Origin of the sequence: Streptomyces sp. NPDC086766, assembly GCF_044746005.1 — a bacterium.
Taxonomy (GTDB): Bacteria; Actinomycetota; Actinomycetes; order Streptomycetales; family Streptomycetaceae; genus Streptomyces.
The window spans coordinates 92,098-109,354 of record NZ_JBIVBI010000013.1 but is presented as its reverse complement, the minus strand read 5'-3'; the positions used below and the strand labels follow the sequence as shown (position 1 = coordinate 109,354).

20 protein-coding genes are annotated in these 17,257 nt (G+C 68.7%); 14 read left to right on the top strand and 6 right to left on the bottom strand.

The features are described 5' to 3' along the window. Positions 1-56 precede the first annotated feature (56 nt). The 6 genes from ACIPM1_RS23615 to ACIPM1_RS23590 all read left to right on the top strand — a co-directional run bounded on the left by ACIPM1_RS23615 (position 57) and on the right by ACIPM1_RS23590 (position 4,727). Positions 57-638, top strand: coding sequence for a hypothetical protein (locus ACIPM1_RS23615; RefSeq protein ID WP_402437673.1), 582 nt, complete (start codon positions 57-59; stop codon positions 636-638). Positions 639-891: 253 nt separating this feature from the next. Continuing rightward, the gene (locus ACIPM1_RS23610; protein ID WP_402437671.1) at positions 892-1,323 is read left to right on the top strand and encodes a hypothetical protein; all 432 of its coding nucleotides are present in this window, start codon (positions 892-894) and stop codon (positions 1,321-1,323) included. A gap of 119 nt (positions 1,324-1,442) precedes the next feature. Further along, a complete protein-coding gene (locus ACIPM1_RS23605; RefSeq protein WP_402437669.1) occupies positions 1,443-1,991 on the top strand; it encodes a suppressor of fused domain protein in 549 nt (182 codons plus the stop codon). A 48-nt stretch (positions 1,992-2,039) separates the two neighbouring features. Further along, positions 2,040-2,345, top strand: coding sequence for a hypothetical protein (locus ACIPM1_RS23600; protein WP_402437667.1), 306 nt, complete (start codon positions 2,040-2,042; stop codon positions 2,343-2,345). A gap of 86 nt (positions 2,346-2,431) precedes the next feature. Further along, positions 2,432-2,707, top strand: a complete 276-nt coding sequence (locus tag ACIPM1_RS23595) for an Imm1 family immunity protein (RefSeq protein WP_402437900.1) — start codon at positions 2,432-2,434, stop codon at positions 2,705-2,707. Between the two features lie 382 nt (positions 2,708-3,089). After that, entirely contained in the window at positions 3,090-4,727 is a 1,638-nt protein-coding gene (locus tag ACIPM1_RS23590) for a DUF6881 domain-containing protein (RefSeq protein WP_402437666.1), read from the top strand. A gap of 5 nt (positions 4,728-4,732) precedes the next feature. On the opposite strand, the gene ACIPM1_RS23585 is transcribed toward ACIPM1_RS23590, so the two are convergent. Both ACIPM1_RS23585 and ACIPM1_RS23580 read right to left on the bottom strand, forming a co-directional pair. Next, positions 4,733-4,933: a DUF397 domain-containing protein gene (locus tag ACIPM1_RS23585; protein ID WP_402437664.1), complete on the bottom strand. Its 201-nt coding sequence runs from the start codon at positions 4,931-4,933 to the stop codon at positions 4,733-4,735. A gap of 4 nt (positions 4,934-4,937) precedes the next feature. After that, a complete protein-coding gene (locus ACIPM1_RS23580; protein WP_402437662.1) occupies positions 4,938-5,789 on the bottom strand; it encodes a helix-turn-helix domain-containing protein in 852 nt (283 codons plus the stop codon). A 235-nt stretch (positions 5,790-6,024) separates the two neighbouring features. On the opposite strand from ACIPM1_RS23580, the gene ACIPM1_RS23575 reads away from it, so the two are divergent. After that, on the top strand, positions 6,025-6,444 hold the full coding sequence (locus tag ACIPM1_RS23575) for an ATP-binding protein (RefSeq protein ID WP_402437660.1): 420 nt from the start codon (positions 6,025-6,027) through the stop codon (positions 6,442-6,444). A gap of 47 nt (positions 6,445-6,491) precedes the next feature. Continuing rightward, positions 6,492-6,866, top strand: a complete 375-nt coding sequence (locus ACIPM1_RS23570; protein ID WP_402437658.1) for a hypothetical protein — start codon at positions 6,492-6,494, stop codon at positions 6,864-6,866. Positions 6,867-6,896: 30 nt separating this feature from the next. On the opposite strand, the gene ACIPM1_RS23565 is transcribed toward ACIPM1_RS23570, so the two are convergent. After that, positions 6,897-7,994, bottom strand: coding sequence for a hypothetical protein (locus ACIPM1_RS23565; RefSeq protein WP_402437657.1), 1,098 nt, complete (start codon positions 7,992-7,994; stop codon positions 6,897-6,899). Between the two features lie 361 nt (positions 7,995-8,355). On the opposite strand from ACIPM1_RS23565, the gene ACIPM1_RS23560 reads away from it, so the two are divergent. Next, positions 8,356-9,879, top strand: a complete 1,524-nt coding sequence (locus tag ACIPM1_RS23560; protein WP_402437655.1) for a CehA/McbA family metallohydrolase — start codon at positions 8,356-8,358, stop codon at positions 9,877-9,879. A 52-nt stretch (positions 9,880-9,931) separates the two neighbouring features. Here the strand turns inward: ACIPM1_RS23560 and ACIPM1_RS23555 are convergent, their stop codons facing one another. The 3 genes from ACIPM1_RS23555 to ACIPM1_RS23545 form a co-directional block, all read right to left on the bottom strand. Further along, a complete protein-coding gene (locus ACIPM1_RS23555; RefSeq protein WP_402437653.1) occupies positions 9,932-10,375 on the bottom strand; it encodes a hypothetical protein in 444 nt (147 codons plus the stop codon). Positions 10,376-10,593: 218 nt separating this feature from the next. Then, on the bottom strand, positions 10,594-10,974 hold the full coding sequence (locus ACIPM1_RS23550; protein ID WP_356188664.1) for a hypothetical protein: 381 nt from the start codon (positions 10,972-10,974) through the stop codon (positions 10,594-10,596). A 64-nt stretch (positions 10,975-11,038) separates the two neighbouring features. After that, positions 11,039-11,755, bottom strand: a complete 717-nt coding sequence (locus tag ACIPM1_RS23545) for a hypothetical protein (protein ID WP_402437651.1) — start codon at positions 11,753-11,755, stop codon at positions 11,039-11,041. Between the two features lie 444 nt (positions 11,756-12,199). On the opposite strand from ACIPM1_RS23545, the gene ACIPM1_RS23540 reads away from it, so the two are divergent. The 5 genes from ACIPM1_RS23540 to ACIPM1_RS23520 all read left to right on the top strand — a co-directional run bounded on the left by ACIPM1_RS23540 (position 12,200) and on the right by ACIPM1_RS23520 (position 17,106). Beyond that, positions 12,200-13,027, top strand: coding sequence for a glycoside hydrolase domain-containing protein (locus ACIPM1_RS23540; RefSeq protein ID WP_402437649.1), 828 nt, complete (start codon positions 12,200-12,202; stop codon positions 13,025-13,027). A gap of 44 nt (positions 13,028-13,071) precedes the next feature. Further along, the gene (locus tag ACIPM1_RS23535; protein WP_402437647.1) at positions 13,072-13,698 is read left to right on the top strand and encodes a hypothetical protein; all 627 of its coding nucleotides are present in this window, start codon (positions 13,072-13,074) and stop codon (positions 13,696-13,698) included. A gap of 272 nt (positions 13,699-13,970) precedes the next feature. Next, positions 13,971-14,618 carry a SurA N-terminal domain-containing protein gene (locus tag ACIPM1_RS23530; protein WP_356188656.1) on the top strand — a complete coding sequence of 216 codons (648 nt, stop codon included), beginning with the start codon at positions 13,971-13,973 and terminating at the stop codon, positions 14,616-14,618. 152 nt (positions 14,619-14,770) lie between these two features. Beyond that, entirely contained in the window at positions 14,771-15,793 is a 1,023-nt protein-coding gene (locus ACIPM1_RS23525; protein WP_402437644.1) for a nucleoside triphosphate pyrophosphohydrolase, read from the top strand. Next, positions 15,790-17,106, top strand: a complete 1,317-nt coding sequence (locus ACIPM1_RS23520; protein WP_402437642.1) for a cytochrome P450 — start codon at positions 15,790-15,792, stop codon at positions 17,104-17,106. Before ACIPM1_RS23525 ends, ACIPM1_RS23520 begins: the two co-directional genes overlap by 4 nt. The last annotated feature ends 151 nt before the right edge of the window (positions 17,107-17,257 follow it).

The following is a 17,257-nucleotide window of genomic DNA, read 5'->3' as shown; positions in this document are numbered from 1 at the left end:
ATGTTGAGGTGCCGCACCTCACGTTGTTCGCTCATGTACGGTTGGATGGTACGCGTATGCCAGATCAAACATCGGCACCTATGCGGGCCCGCGCCGAGCGCTGGTTCTCCGTGGCGGTAGCCACTCGAGTGAATTCTGTACTGTCCGTCTTTTTCGAAAAACTCGCTAGGCAGGAGGATTCCTTTTCTGCGGTGCAGGCGGTCGAATCCGCTTGGCGTGAGGCCGCTGGCCAGGGTGAAGAAAGTGGATTTCAGTTGGAGTCCATCCCCCTGTTGGAGCGGCTCAAGGAGAAGGCGATCTCGCTGGAGAATTCCGCCAGCGCGGCCGTCGCTGCTGCTGTCGATGCCGCTCTCCTCGTCTCGTCGTATCATCGGGACGGCAATTCGCGTGTCGCTGAAGTGATGGCGTCCGCGCTTGCTGTGGCACTCGAATTTGACCGTCATGGGATCGCTGCACCTGAGGGATACGCAAGTTGGCTGTCTTTTGAGGCCCTTGGGCACGCCGACCTGGCCAACATCGTTTTTGGAGAAGGGGCAAGGCTTGATCCTGGCGACTCATTCGAGATCAGGTTCAAGAGCGGGGAGGAGTCGATGAATTATCGCAACTCGATCAAAGCATGGCTTCGCGACGTCCGTTAGTACCGGGCTCCGGCGTCTCTGCGCGGGGCGGTCAGTGCGGGACGGCTGCGCACATCGGTGGGTCTTCGGGATCGTCCTCCTCTTGGAGGATGTCCGTCTCCGAGCGCCATCCCGTACACCCGGAACGGAATGCAGTTGACATTCCGAAGTCGTCGGATCCCAGTTCACTGTTCCGCGCCGTACAGAGGGAAATCGATGCTGGTACCGCGTTCTGGGAGTGGGGAGATTATGAGCTCTTCAAGGGAGCGCACGCATGCTGAGTGAGGTCGGTAGTGAAGTCCTCGTCTCCTGCGAGCCGGCCAGAGCTCGGGTCGCCGCAGTTAATTCGCGATACATCACGCTCGAATGGCCGTGGAGGGCGGTCGACAACTCCGTGAACATCCGGTGGAATGGAACATTTTCCCTGCCGTATGGAGACGCCCACCCGGAATGGGTTCCATATAGGCTCGAACCGATGGCGTCCGAGCTTCGTGCGGGAGACGTCTGTACGGTGTCCATCCCGCCGACGCGCCTCTATGTCGTGCACTACGAGGAGTATGATCCTCCGCGTAATCTAGGTTGGGCTCCCGCGCCCACGGCGGGAATCTACGTGGTCCCCCCGGAGAATTCGGACCAGGAGGACGCGGGGTGCATGCTCTATCTGAGTGGTGCTGATCCCATTCGCGTGGAGCCGGTCGAGAGCTGAGGAGTACATTCGGTTACGCGCCTAGCGCTCACCGACGCTCGGGGACCCGTTGAGTTTTAACGGGGCCCCGAGTTGTTCGATTACAATGCCTCTGAGAAGCCAAATGGACGGGAAACGGTGTGAGGGAGCGCATCCACAGGCACGTGCATGGGTTCTGGCCCGGGGTTCACGTGAACGACCTCCAGTGGGACCTCGGTCCGGTCAAGGAGGCGATTCCCGACTTCCATGTGTGCGAGGTCGAGCGGTCGGCGCCCGGGGAGCCTTTTGTCTACGTGTCCGCAGGCGCGTCAAGTGCTGCGACGCAGCCTCGGGTGGAGTTCTTCCTCATGGCAGGAATGCCGGATCCGTTGCATGTGGAGGCCTTGGCGCTCGTCGCGTATTTCCATGCGACGTGGGGGGGAGTTGATGTCGGGAGGGTGCTGGACCTGGGACGGCCATGGTGTGAGGGATCTGCACTGCAGCATTTTCTTGTCTCGGTGCCGTATCCCTATGGTCCAGCCTTCGAGTACATGGATTCCCCGGACGGCCCGGTGAGGCTGTTGTGGTTGTTGCCGATCACTCAGCAAGAGGCAGAGTATGCTGCACGTGAAGGGTACGAGGGATTGGAGGACCTGCTGGAGCAGCATGAGGTGGATTTCCTTGATCCTGCTCGGCCGTCGGTCGTCTGAGTGGCGCAGGCGGCTACATTATCCGCACCTTCTAAAATAGGGCTAGCTGTGATCAGGGACGAGGTTCAGGACTTCGTTCGGCTGGGGCGGCTTCCCTCCGAGGCGAACAATTCCCAGGAGGACGATGAGGCCTTCGACGAGATGGAGCGCGCGCTCCACGCCATCGAGAAGCCCGTCACTGATGAAGAGGCTCGCCTGCTGCTCGGGTGCTTCGGGGACGACAACTGCTGGGGTTTGGCCTGGACACTTCTGCACTTGGTCGAGTCGGCCCCCTCGCTCCGGTCACGTCCGAACCGCCTGAGGGTTCCAATGCCTGGATCACGAGACTGTGGACGCGCTATCGGAACAGTCTGACGAACTGAGGTCTGGCACCGCTCGGAGTTCGATCACAGTCGAGAGAATCCGAACTGACACGGAGACTTGTACGTGAACGTTTGGCAGTGAAAGGGCGGCGGAGGCGCACGTCAGCGTGCTGGGTGGGGGACATCACCACTCATGTCACGGAATTGATCTACCCCCGTTTTCATGACCCGGCTAGTGCGATTCCTCTCGATCGAGTGCGCGCCGCGCTCGAAGAATTCTGCCTTTCAGGGAACGGCGACCGTCCCAGCTGCATCGGCTGGGTATCAGGGGAAGCAAATGGTCAGCGGCTTGACAGGGCTCCTGTGGTGGACTTCGTCGAAGATCCGGTGATTGACTGGGGGAGCCTTTCGTAGCAGATGGCAGGAAAATCGCGCGAAGAGCTTGAGGCTATAATCTGGTGATGCTCTATAGCGCAACAGCCCCAGAGGGCCAGTGGATTTGTTTCCACTGGCCCTCTGGGGTGTCTGACGGCAGTAGTTGAGGTTGAAAGGTCGGGGTGACCGGGTACGGGGGCTCCAGTGTGAGTCCCGTCTCGGCTATGAAGCCGTTGAGGACTTGGGTCGGCGTTGAATGCCACGTAAGGGTTCTTCACAAGCGGATGAAGGTCTACGCGGCCAGGCATGTGAGGCGGGCGTATCCCCGGGTCTCGCGTGCGGTGCACCGGGTGGTGCACGCGGTGAAGAAGGCCGTGGTCGACCCGTCGCGTTACTTCGGACCGCTGTGAGAGTTGATGGAATGACAGAACAAACTGTGGCCAGTGGCGCCTTGTGCTTGATTCGTCTTTTGCCACTGCTGAAGGTGCTCGAATCCTCGGTGCGGCAGCCGGTCGACGAGGTCATTCGTGGCTGCCTGGGCTCCGGCGAGATTGCGGACGGTGTCCTGATCGGTCTCGATGAATTCTGTGAGGCGGTCGGTCCGTTGCAGGATTTCGACCATCCGGCCTTCTTCGAACAGAGCGTCGCCGGCATGGCCTTGATTGCGGCTGGAGCCGGAGAGGTGGAATGGTCTTCAGCGGATGCGAGGGTCTCCGAGCAGGCGGCCGGGGTGTGGAGCACGCTGACCCGTCTGGTGAATGAGCAGCAGACACGGGGGCCAGCGTCTCCGACCGTCGCCGACTTCGCGGAGCTTGAGCGCACTGCGCAGCGGGAGGACGAGCGTGCTCTGGTGTCGAGGGAACGCGATCCCATGGCGGTCATTCGGCGCGCTGATCAGCTGGCTTCGGCCGGTCCCGCGATGACGGCTGAGCTGTCGAAGGTGTCGGCCTTGCTTGGATGGCGTCCCTCTGGGCCTTGTGGTCCGCAATGCACCTGGCCCGCATGTGAGTCATCGGCGTCGAACTGTGTGCGTCGTCGCGCGTTTCGACCCCAGCAGAGGCTGGCCGCTCGACTCCGGCGGAAGCAGGGTGCGGAGCCCAGGCCGTGGTACTTGATCTCCATCAATCTTCTGGCAGCCGATGACAAACCGTTCGAGTTCCTCACAGAGATCGGGACAGACGGCTATGAGCTGCGCAAGGTGGCTCAGTACATGGATGGCCGACTCGTCTGTGTCGACCGGGACCACCAGCGGAGGGGCGAGGTGGAGCTCGGATCGGAGCGAGTTCCGTCATGGACGGAACTCGAGGCCGATGAGGACCTGCATGTCGAAGAGACGTCTGCGGAATTCTTCGAGCGACGCTGGAAGGAAGGGCACACCGGCTTCATCGGGCACCGATCACGTCGCAGTCGGCCGATCCGGGTGAGGCCTCACGGCGCGGCGCGGAATGAAAAGGATGTTCAAGACATGAGCGAAGCACAGGACCAAGTCGCCCGCCTGGCATGGCTTGACGAGGAGAAGAACACGACTGTCGCGCTGCTCCTCGTCAGGTACTGCAGCTGGCACATGGACCCCAAGTTCGGGCAGTGGTTCGGGCAGGCCCGGGACGCGCTGGCGCAGACGACATCCGCTGCTCACTCTGTGCTTCGAGGAGAGACTCCTGACCTCGCGAGCCTTCGGGCCGAGCTGGACGAGGCGCTGGAGGCGTCTGATCCGGACGGCCCGCCTTTCGAAGCGGAAATCACGGACCATCTGGTGTTCGCCACCGAAGTGCTCGACTGCCTTCTCGCACCGGACGAGACCGACGCGCTCGTCCAAGTCCTCGAACATGCCGATGAGCTGGCAGAGGCGCACGATGAAATGGCTCGGGAGGAGCTGCCGGCAGGCCATGAGCTGGCAACGGTCAACTTCCAAGGGCTGGAGTCCGATGCCCGCGAAGCGGACAGCGGGACGCCTGTGGACAAGCGTGCAGCTGTGCAGCGAAGCGAGAAGTTCGCCGACCTGTACGCACGCGTCATCGGGCTGAGCTACTCGGACGAGGATGCTGGAGTGGGTGGCTGAGGGGGTCAGACGTGGGACCTGGCGTAGCCCTTCAGGGCCTCGATGAAGGTGTTGAACGTCCCTGCCGGGAAGGTCACGGTGGCTCTGGCAGGGGCTTTTGAGTCGCGGACGGCTATGCGGGTGGGGGAGGTCGCTATCTCGACGCAGGCGTTGCCTTCGCCGCCTCCGGAGTACGACGACTTCTGCCAGGTTCTGGGGGTGATCATCGCTTCACAGTTCCTTCGCCAGCCTGTGGATGAAGTCCCGCGAACGCTCGGGTTCAAGCGACGCTGCCTCCAGCCTACGGAAGAGTGTTCGGAACCGGGCGAGTTGGGCCTCGGCATCGACGAACGTCGTGCCATGAGGGCCGTCGCGCACCACAGTGTCCAGCTTGGGGATAGGGCCGCCCGCATACGCCATCGCGCTTCCAGCACCGGCGAACCCATCCAGATCAAAGGGAATGACGCGTACGGTGACGTGCTCTGCTTCGGAAAGCTCCAGGACGCGGACGAGCTGAGCACGTGCTGCGGAACGGTCACCGACTCTGATGCGCAGAGCCCCCTCATGGACGACGGCCTCGTACGGGGTCGGGTCGGGGCGCTGGAAGATGGCCCTCCGCTTCATCCGATGCTCCACACGAAGCTCCACCTCGTCCTTGGGGAACTCCGGGTTCACGTAGGAGAAGAGCGCGCGGGCGTAGTCCTCGGTCTGCAGAAGACCCGGGACGTGCAGGAAGTCGACGTCCCACCGGTAGCTGGCATGGTGCTCCAGTTCGGACAGATCCAGATACGCCGTAGGGAGGACCCCTCGGTACTCCTCCCACCAGCCGCGCGTGCGATCAGTCGCCATGGCCACCAGGGCCTGGATCAGTTCGTCGTCGGAGCATGCGTAGTTGGCTGCTAGCCGACGGAGTCGTTCCCCACTCACGCCCGTGAGTCCGGACTCGATGTGGCTGACCTGAACGTGGCTCACTCCGAGCAGCGCTGCCGTCTCACGGGCGGCGAGTCCTGCGGCATCGCGGAGCCTGCGCAGTTCGACCGCCAGACGCATCTGACGTGCCGTTGGCGCGCGCCTCGTCGTCATCGATCACTCCTGGGTCCAACGCGCCTGCGAGCGCGACTCGTTCGGGGTCAGATTACGCGGCTGGCTTGCTGAACCGAAACTGTAACCCCTACCGTCGGTGACGCGACGCATACGCTGCGGATTTCCGGGGCGCCGGAAGCGCACCACTCCGTCCTGCCAGGACGGCAGCGGCAGGCCACCGCCCGCATCCGCCACCCATCAACGCCCCCCTCAACTCGCCACACGGAGCTGACCCATGCCTGAAACCAATTCCGCCCCCGACTCGTGGGAGTACTGCCTCTACATCCCCAACGATCCCCGCGCGGTCACCGTCAGTCGCCGCACCTTGCGACTGATCCTCACCATGCACGGGCTGATCGGTCTGGTCGACGTGGCCGAGCTGCTGGCCACCGAGCTGGTCTCCAACGCCGTACGGCACACGAAGGCGCCGGCCGCCCTGAGGGTGCGCTGGGCGGCGGGGGTGCTGCGGATCGGGGCGTGGGACGCGGACCCCGCTCCGCCGGAGCCGCCGGTGCCGTTGGAGCAGGTCACCGATCTGGAGGAGGGGCGGGGGCTCGGGCTCGTACGGGCATGCGCCGATCTGTGGGGCTGGCAGCCGCTGGCCAGGGAGGGCAACCGGGGCAAGATCGTGTGGTGTGAACTGGCCGCCGCCTGATCGATGATCCGCGCCGGCTCTTCCTGCTGATCTGGAAGCGGGTTCGAATGCGCAACGTAGTCACCGTCGAGGTGTGGGACCCCTCATACCGCCGCTCAGAGGTTCCTCTGCCGAGGCTTCTGGACGTCTATCGATCGATTCCGGTAGGTGCGTCCCTTGGGTTGACCTTGGGTGACGGTGAGGACGACTGCGTCATCGTGACCGTGGAACCGGATTTCTCCACGGTCACGGCTCTGCGTGATCGGACGTTCTGCAACCTGCAGCTCTCTGACGATCCCGCGGAGGTGGAGATCACCGTTGCCGGTGAGGGGATCCACTGGCCGAGGGGCTGCCTCCTGCCGCGGGAGATGGGAGTCCAGATTCTTCTGGAGGCCGCACAGCGCGAGGAGATGTGGTCCAGGCACACGTGGGTCGAACAGTGACGTCGTCCCCTGAGCGGCCGCGTCCGCAGGTCAGTCCTCCTCGGCCAGTTGCCACAGATGGACGGACGTCCCGTTGCCGGAGACCGTGTACCAGGTGCCGTCCCCCGCGGAGCGGGCAGGCCCGGAGACTGGGAAGGGGTATCGGATCTCGCCGCGCAGGGTCATGCCGCGCGCGTCGACCAGCCAGTGGCGGGCCGTGCCGTGGCGGGTGTCGCACTCGGAGGTTCCGGCGACGACGGTGTCCTCGTCCACGAAGGCCGCCTCGTAGTCCCAGTACACCCTGTCCTCGCCGGTGCTGCCGGGGTGCGCCGGCACAGTGTCCTCGGCGTCCAGTTCCCGCAGGAGCGAACCGTCCTCCACGCGGTGGAGGGTGAGGGACCACTGCCCGAGGGGGACGGACAGGAGGTGCCGGCCGGACGGGCTCACCGCCAGGAGGATCCGCTCGATGCCGATCTGCTCGGCGGTCAGCCGCTGCCCGTCCCAGCGGCCCCACAGCACGGGCGACCCCTCTTCGCCCTCGCCGATGCTCAGCCCCATCTGCCTCGGGTCCGGGTGGGGGGTGTGCTCGGAGCCGGATGCCACGGTCCCGGTGTCCACGCGTCCCAGGACCCGGCCGTCCGCGGCGTCCAGGACCGCCCACAGCTCCTGGGCGTCCTCCGTGTCCCGGTCGCTGGCCAACGGGCCGAGGACATGCGCCCAGACAAGCCGGCCGTCCGCGCTCACGGCGGCTGACCCGCTGTCGGCGTGGAAGTGCTCCTCGTCGTCGCCGTATTCGTCGAACGAAAGGTGCGTCGAGGAACAGCCGCCGTACCAGCAGTCGTGTCTTAGCTCCCACCGCGTCTCACCAGTCGCCTCTACCGACCGCACCGCGTGCACGCCCGAGAACACCGCGGTGTCCAGCTTCGGCGACACCGTCACCGTTCCGAGGCGGCGCGGCCAGGGTGCGGGGAAACGGACCTCGGCCCGACGGTCCGTGCGGGAGGCGTCCAGGTCGAGGGCCACCACTTCGGTGTCCCCACGCTGTACGAGCAGCCTGCGGCCGGGCCAGTGCAGCACCCGTGGGGCCTCCGCCGAGGCCGGGTCAAGGGGAGCGGCGACGGTGGAGACGAGACGAGCGGCGATGGTCACGGAATCCTCCGGTCCTGGATGGCACCCGATGCGCCGGCCTGGTGCGTCGACCATATGAGGACCAGCCGGCAGCAACGGCTCGACGACCGTGATCGGAAAAGTGTCCTCTAGCACGTCGAGCCAGGTCGATGCAGGCATGCCGCGAAGCCTTCATGCCGGGATCATCCGCCGTCCACACGGCCGGACCAGAGTCTGAGGGCCCTTGGTGCGTTCATCGTGCGCCTATCAAGACGACTTTGCTGAGGACGACATGTGCCTTGACGGACATTGCGAGCACCACGCGGATCCCCTCCCGGCCGGCGCCGCGGGTGCCGGCGACTCGGCCGCCGGACCGGGACGGCGGCGACTCATCACCGCGGGGATGGCCGGCGCCGCCGCCCTCACCCTGGCCCCGGTCTCGTTCGCGCGGGCGGCCGACGGCTCCTCCGGGGGCACCAGCCCGGCCGGTGGCAGTGCGACCCGCACCATCACCGGGTCCCTGGAGACCGGGGCCGCGGATTTCGTCTACCTCCCCGTCGAGGTCCCCCAGGGCGTGCAGAAGATCGCCGTCTCGTATTCCTACGACAAGCCGGCCGTCCCCGCGGGCACACCGGGCAACGCCTGCGACATCGGTGTGTTCGACGAGCGGGGAACCGCGCTCGGCGGACGCGGCTTCCGTGGCTGGTCCGGTGGGTTCCGTACGTCGTTCGAGATCAGCAACAGTGACGCCACGCCCGGATACCTGCCGGGCCCGGTCAACGCCGGCACCTGGAACGTCGTGCTCGGCCCCTACCAGGTGGCGCCGCAGGGCATGAACTACCGGGTCGAGGTGACGCTGACCTACGGCGAACCCGGGCCCGCCTACGTGAAGAAGTACCCGCCGCAGCGGGCCAGGGGGCGCGGCCGTGACTGGTACCGCGGCGACTGCCACCTGCACACGGTCTACTCCGACGGCAAGCGCCTGCCGGGCGAGGTCGCGGCCGGCGCGCGCGCCGCCGGGCTGGACTTCATGGTCTCCACCGACCACAACACGCCCGCCTCGCACGCGGTGTGGGGCGAGTACGCGGGGCCGGACCTGCTGATCATTCCCGGTGAGGAGGTCACCACCCGCAACGGGCACTGGCTGGCCCTCGGCCTTCCGGCGGGCGAGTGGATCGACTGGCGCTACCGTTCGCGCGACGACGCGTTCGGCCGCTTCTCGCGACAGGTGCGCCGCGGTGGCGGCCTCGTGGTCCCCGCGCACATGTACTGCGCGTACGTCGCCTGCCAGTGGAAGTTCGGCTTCGAGGACGCCGACGCCACCGAGGTGTGGACCGGGCCGTGGACCTACGACGACGAGCACGCGGTCAGCACCTGGGACCAGAAGCTCGGCGAGGCCCTCCGCACCGGCAGGCGCTGGCTCCCGGCCATGGGCAACAGCGACGCGCACAGCGATCCGCAGGTCATCGGCCTGCCGCACAACGTCGTCCACGCGGACGACCTGGCCACCGACTCCCTCATGGACGGTATCCGTGCGGGCCGTAACTGGATCGCGGAGTCGTCCTCCGTCAAGCTGACCTTCACCGCCAGCGGTCACGGCCGCCAGGCCGGCATCGGCGAGAGGCTGAGCGTTCCCGCGGACGCGCCGGTGGACGTCCGGCTCGACGTCCAGGGCGTGCCCAACGGCACGGTCCGGTTCATCACCGACGAGGGCCAGATGCACCAGGAGTCGGTGGGCGCCTCCGGGTCCGGCACGGTGGTGTGGCGGACGACCGCCTCGCTCGCGGCGTACGTACGCGCCGAGGTGCGCCACCCTATGGCGGACGGCAGCCCGGGGCAGGGCAACACCATGGGGCAGGCGCTGATGTTCGGTCCGATGGCCGCCCTGACCAACCCCATCTTCATGGGCGCCGCACCGGCCGCGTGAAGCTGGCGGAGGGCCGTACCGGGGACGGCGGATTCCCCGGTACGGCCGGCCGTCAGCGGGTCACCGGCAGCCCCGACACGAACCGCGGCCCGTCCCCCCGGTGCTGGACCGGGAACGTGACCTTCAGGCCCTGCTCCTGACCGGCCACCGACAGGTGGGTGACGTACTGCAGGCCCAGGAACGCCTTCTTGGAGTTGCCGGCGGTGACGTACTCGCGGGGGAGGTTGATGAGCAGCTTGCCCGGCTTGCCGCCTCGGTTGCCGTCGAAGAACAGCACCCGCCGGTCGGTCAGGACGATGTACAGCGGGCGGGGCGTCACCGTGGCCATCACCGTGCCCGCGCTGAGGACACCGACCACGGCGGCGGTGAGCGCCTGCCTGCGGACGGAGACCGAGCCGACACCGGCCAGGGAGGTCAGCTGCACCTGCTCGCCTTCGACGAGCAAGGGGGCGGCCGCCTGCAGCAGTTGGCGGTTGCGGCGGGCGTTGAGGGCCATGGGACTCCGTACATGGGAGGAATCGGCTCCGGCACGAGCCGGCCGCCGATCAAGACGGGGGGACGGTAAGGAGATCGGATGAACGGCGGATGTCCGGACGGTAGGTGAACGGTCAAGCGACGGTCGCGTTTCTGGCGCACCGTCAGCCGTGCCGTCAGCCGTACGTCAGTCGGCCGCCGTGCCTTCGCCCCGCCGTGCCTTCGTCACCCCGGACAGGCTCACCGCCCGTACGGATATCCGTACGACTGCCCCTGCGTGGGCGCCGGCGGGGTTCCGTACATCGGCCGTGCTCCCTGGGCGCCCTGGGGCGAGCGGGGGTCGAAGACGGCGAAGAGCAGCATGGCGGTGGCGACCAGCAGGCACAGGAGGGCGACGGCGCCCAGGACCGGGTCGCCGTCGCCGCCCGACGTGATGGAGGCCCACGGGAGCGTCACGCACTCGTAGAAGAGGAAGGCCGCGAACGCCCCCCAGTCCGAGCCGCGGCCGCGGCGGACCGCCACGACCAGGAACGGGACCCACACCAGCAGGCCCAGCGAGCCCCACGCCAGGATCGACCAGGCGATCCGCTGGAACCAGCCGGCTTCCAGACGCTTTTCCATGCTTACCCCCCAAGGCAGTGCAGAGGGCAAGACTAGGTCACCGGGCGGCCCGCACAGACCCCTGTCAGGCCGTCTTCTTCAGGGACGCGACGATCCGCTGCGTCAGCTTCTTCGCCGTCGCCGCCCCGTTGTCGTGGCCGTCCGTCGACATCACGCTGACGACGTTGGTGCCGACGCGGGCGGCGATCAGCGTGGTGCCGTTCTGCCAGGCGGAGTCGGTCAGGGTGACCGTGTAGGCCTCGTCGCCCAGGCCGGGCGTGGCGGCACCGGCCACCTTCACCTTCGAGTGGGTCTGGGAGTCGGCGAAGCCGTCGCAGGCCGCGGCCGTCTTCTGCACGGCCTTCAGGACGTCGGAAGCGGTCGTGCCGCGGTAGGCGTCGATCTCCTGGGCGATGTCCTCGGAGGTGTTCTTGCTGACGTAGTCGTTCTGCGCGAAGGACACCCCGGAGATGCCGGTGACCGCGATCCAGGCGGTGCCGCCCAGCTTCGCGCAGTCCGGCTTGGCCGCGGGGGCCGTGGACGGAGCCGTGTAGGTGTCACCGGAGTCCCTCTCCCCGCTCGGGTCCACCGCGAAGCCGGCGGGGAAGAAGGACGCCGGAGCGAGGGCCTTCTTCATCTGCGCGCCGGTCAGCAGGCCCGCGTTCGGGTCCTTGGCGGGAGACGAGGACGCCGACCCCTTGGCGGACGTGGCCTGCTGGGATCCGCAGGCCGCCAGGGCCAGGGGCAGCGCGGCCACGGCGAGGACACGGGCGGCGCGGGCGGTGCGGGACGGGATGTGCATCTGAGTCCTTCTGAAGAGCCAACTGAGCCGGACGGGCGGCTGTTTGAGACAGGGGGGCGGCCATCGGACCCTACGGCGTCCAACGCGTGCACAGTACACCTACGGGTATGGGGTTGCCCAACAACAGGTCAAGAGCGGCGAGTTGACGTGCATGGCGCACGCTCACCAGCAATGGGACGGAAGTTTTTGCCGTTGCTTGAGTGAATCATGAGCCGAACAAGGGGCTCCGTTTCCCGTGTGCTGGGGCAGCATCGGTTACTTTGCGATGCGCTTCGAGCGCCGGGGAGAGTGCCGCCAGACGGACTCACGCGCGCCGTAAGCCGTTTCAGGGGACCAAGCGACGTTTTTTCAGCGGACGCACGACGCCCGACCGCCGTCGTACGCCGCTCCACACGCGTGCGCGCGGACGAACGCGCGCGCACGCACAGATAAAAAGGGGTGGGCATGGCCGAGCACCGGCAGTCCAGGAAGCGCAGGTACGCCACGTGGGCGGTGGCCGGGGCGGCCGTCGTCGCGGGAGCCGGGATCGCGGCGCAGACCTCCATGGCCGCCACCACCTGGCCGGCCCAGAAGACGTACACCGGCCGTGCCTTCGACACCTGCACCGCGCCCTCGCTGTCCACCATGAAGGCCTGGCACACCGGGTTCTACGGCGCCGCCGCCGTCTACGTCGGCGGCAAGAACCGCGGTTGCAGCCAGCCCAACCTCACCGCCTCCTGGGTGAAGTCGGTCAGCTCCATCGGCTGGAAGCTCATCCCGATCTACGTCGGTGCCCAGCCGCCGTGCCAGACCAGCTCCAACCCGGAGAAGCTCACCGCCTCCACCGCCGCCACCCTCGGCACCAGCGACGCCAACGACGCGGTCGCCAAGGCCTCGGCGCTCGGCATGAAGGCCGGCAGCCCGATCTACCTCGACATGGAGCCGTACGACATCACCAACAAGTCGTGCAACGACGCCGTGCTCACCTACGTCCGCGCCTTCGACAAGGAACTGCGCGTCAAGACGTACCGGGCCGGCTTCTACGGCTTCACCAGCTCCAGCGCCAAGGCCATCGCCACCGCGACCGACAAGACCGACCTGCCGGGCAACCTCTGGTACGCCCTGTGGGACAAGCAGAACACCACCACGACCGACTGGCCCTGGGGCTCCACCCAGTTCACCAACCACAGCCGCGGCCACCAGTACATGGTGAACAGCAAGGAGTCGCACGGCGGCATCACCCTCACCGTCGACCGTGACGCGTGGGACGCGCCCGTCGCCATCACCGGCTGACGCGGCATCCGAGAGAAGAACTGGGACAGGAGCGGGCGGTTCTGGTGGCCAAGCAGGTCAGACAGGTGACGAAGGCGCGCCCGGCGAAGGACGCGCGGACCCCGGCGGGCGGGCGGCTCGCCGGGGTGGGGCGGGCCGCCGTCACCTGGCTGCGCTCGCTGCGCGGGCGCACCATCGCCCTCGCGGCGGGCGCGGTGGCCGTCGTCGCCGCGCTGGTCGTGGCGGGCGTGCTGCTGCTCGGGCACGACGACCGGCCGCCCATCCCCGAGACCCGCGCCCGGCACTACACCGAGACCGACGCCTGCCTGCTCACCGGCAAGGACGGCATCACCGGCACCACCGCCGCCCGCGTCTGGCAGGGCATGCAGGACGCCTCCCTCGCCACCCACGCCCGGGTCAGCTACTCCCAGGTGAGCGGCGAGCAGAGCGTCGGCAACGCGCGGCCCTTCCTCAACGGGATGCTGCAGCGCTCCTGCGACGTCGTCCTGGCCGTCGGCCGCCCCGAGACCACGGCGGCGGCCCAGAGCGCGCCGCGGTACGCGAAGGTCGGCTTCGTCCTGGTCGGCGGCGGTGACCGCTCCGGCGGGAACGTGACCACGGTCGGCGCCGGCGACGGGGTGCGCGCCGACGTGGCCGCGGCCGTCGAGCGGGCGGTGCGCGACCGGAGCTGAGCAGCGGGCGGTGCGGCGGTGCGGCGGTGCAGGCGGGGCGCGAACAGGGCGCGAACAGGGTTGAGCCGCCGGGCGGTGCGGCGGTGCGGCGAGGCTGAGCCGCCGGGGTGCGTCGGTGCGCGAGCCGCGCTGCGGGCCCGGGCGGCGAGGGCGGTGCCCGAACTCGTCGTGAATCGTTGGTCGAATGGGTTGGCCGGAGCCCGGCCGCTGCCTACCATCGATCATCGCAAGACTTTGTGCACCGTCGCACAATCTCTCCTCGGGAGGCTTCCTTGCACCGCCGCCGTCGCACCGCGCTCGTCCTGTCCGCCGTGATCGCCGCTGCGGCTCCCGCCCTCACCGCCTGCGGGAACGACGCCCATCCCGGCGCCGCCGCCGTGGTCGGCGGGCAGCGGATCACCGTCGCGCAGCTGCAGAGCAGGGTGGACGAGGTGCGGCAGGCGCAGCGCGCCGCGGTGCCCGACGCGGCGCAGTACGAGCGGGTGGTCGCCCGGACCGGCACGCTCGCCCGGGACACCCTGCACCAGCTGGTCCTCAACCGGGTCCTCGACCGGGCCGCCCGGGACGCGGGCGTCTCCGTCAGCCGCCGGGAGATCCAGCAGATGCGCACCGGCCTCGAGCGGCAGGCGGGCGGCCGCAAGGGGCTGCAGACGGCCTGGCTCCAGCAGTACGGGGTGCCGCCGAAGCGCCTCGACGAGAACCTCCGCCTCCAGCTGGAGGCCCAGAAGCTGGCGACCAAGCTGCACTCCGACACCAGCCGGCCGGAGTTCTGGAAGGCCCTGTCCGACGCCTCCCGGTCGCTGCGCATCGACCTCAACCCGCGCTACGGCAGCTGGGACGTGCAGAAGAGCACGCGCGTCGAGACGAAGAGCCCGTGGCTGCGCGACGTCTCCACGCAGACCGCGCAGCAGACGGCCTGACACGCACGCCCGGTGCAGGCCTGACCCCGATGCCTGACACGCACGTCTGACGCGCGCGGTCCGGCGGCGGCGTCCGCCGGGCCTTCGCGGGGGTCCGCGGACGTCTGTGGACGGCCCGCGGGGCCGTCGGTGCCGTGCGTTACGTTCGGAGCGTGAACACCACCAGCATCGACGCCGCTCCGGACGAGCCGGCCGCCGCCCCCGGCCGCGTCGTCCTGCTCACGACCAGCCACCGGGTCGCCCCGGGCCTGCTGTCCTGGCCCGCCTGGCAGGCACTGCACGCGGCCGACCGGGTGCTGTGCGCGGACGGCGCGCACCCGCAGCTGCCGTACCTGCGCGAGGCGGGCGTGGCCGTGGACGAGGCGGCGCCGACCGCCGAGGAGCTGGTCGCGGCCTGTGCCGGCGGCCGCAAGGTCGTGGTGGTGGCGACCGGGGAGGGCGAGCCGGCCCTGACCGACGGGCTCGCCCGTCTCGCGGGTTCGGGCCGGGTCGCCATGCCGGAGCTGGAGCTGCTGCCCGCCTCCTACGACCTGCCGGGCGCCCGGCTCCTCGACCTGGTCCAGGTCATGGACCGTATCCGCGCCGAGTGCCCCTGGTCCTCCCGCCAGACCCACCAGGGCCTGGCGAAGTACGGCATCGAGGAGGCGTACGAGCTGGTCGAGGCGATCGAGGACGGCGACCGCGCCGAGCTGCGCGAGGAGCTCGGGGACGTCCTGCTCCAGGTCGTCTTCCACGCCCGTATCGCCGAGGAGGACGCCGAGGAGCCGTTCTCCATCGACGACGTCGCCGGCGGCATCGTCGCCAAGCTGATCCACCGCCACCCGCACGTCTTCGGGGAGGAGACGGCCGCCACCCCCGAGGAGGTCAAGGAGCACTGGCTGCGCACCAAGGCCGAGGAGAAGCGCCGGACCTCCGTGACCGAGGGCGTCCCGCTCGGCCAGCCCGGTCTCGCCCTGGCCGCGAAGCTGGCGTCCCGGGTGCGCACGGCGGGCCTGGACGTGCCGCTGCCGAAGGCGGAGGGCGTCGGCTACGAGCTGCTGGCGATGGCCGCCCGCGCCGAGGCCGGGGGCGTCGACCCGGAGGCCGCGCTGCGCGCGGCGGCCCGCGCCTACCGGGACGCCATCAGGGAGACGGAGCGGGCGGCCGCCGCGCGGCCGGATAACGTCGAGGAGTGACCGCCCAGACCCCACCGGACCAGCCCGGACCCGCCCACCCCCTGCCGAGCCGGCTCGCCCCCGGCAGCCCCGCCCCCGAGCTCTTCTCCTGGGAGTTCGCGAGCGACCCCTACCCGGCGTACGCCTGGCTGCGCGAGCACGCCCCGGTGCACCGCACCCGGCTGCCCAGCGGGGTCGAGGCCTGGCTGGTCACCCGGTACGCCGACGCCAAGCAGGCCCTGGCCGACCAGCGGCTGAGCAAGAACCCGGCGCACCACGACGAGCCCGCGCACGCCAAGGGCAAGACCGGCATCCCCGGCGAGCGCAAGGCCGAGCTGATGACCCATCTGCTCAACATCGACCCGCCGGACCACACCCGGCTGCGCCGGCTGGTCAGCAAGGCGTTCACGCCCCGCCGCGTCGCCGAGTTCGCGCCGCGCGTGCAGGAGCTGGCCGACGACCTCATCGACCGGTTCGCCGGGCGCGGCACCGCCGACCTCATCCACGAGTTCGCCTTCCCGCTCCCCATCTACGCCATCTGCGACCTGCTCGGCGTGCCGCGCGAGGACCAGGACGACTTCCGGGACTGGGCGGGCATGATGATCCGGCACGGGGGAGGCCCGCGGGGCGGGGTCGCGCGGGCGGTGAAGCGGATGCGCGGCTACCTCGCCGACCTCATCCACCGCAAGCGCGAGGCGCTCCCGGCCGAGCCCGGTCCGGGCGAGGACCTCATCTCCGGTCTCATCCGCGCCTCCGACCACGGCGAGCACCTCACCGAGAACGAGGCCGCCGCGATGGCCTTCATCCTCCTCTTCGCGGGCTTCGAGACGACCGTCAACCTCATCGGCAACGGCACCTACGCCCTGCTCACCCACCCCGGGCAGCGCCGCCGGCTGGAGGACTCGCTGGCGGCCGGGGAACGCGGCCTGCTGGAGACCGGGGTCGAAGAACTTCTGCGCTACGACGGCCCCGTGGAGCTGGCCACCTGGCGGTTCGCCACCCGGCCGCTCACCATCGGCGGGCAGGACATCGCCCCCGGCGACCCGGTCCTCGTCGTCCTCGCCGCCGCCGACCGGGACCCCGCGCGGTTCGCCGACCCGGCCGTGCTCGACCTCGGCCGGCGCGACAACCAGCACCTCGGCTACGGGCACGGCATCCACTACTGCCTCGGCGCCCCGCTCGCCCGGCTGGAGGGCCAGACCGCGCTCGCCACCCTCCTGACCCGCCTGCCGGACCTCCGACTCGACGCGGAGCCGGCGGACTTGCGCTGGCGCGGCGGTCTCATCATGCGCGGCCTGCGCACGCTGCCCGTCCGGTTCACGCCCCTTGGCTGAGTACGGCAGGTGTCGTCCCCCGGCCGGTGAGCCGGTGAAGGCAATGTGACGCGCGCTCAACTATGTGATCTTCACGTGATCTGCGCGGCATGAACTTGTGACAAGTGATCGGCACCCGCTACGTTCACGCATCAGCGTGGCGGAGAGCGTT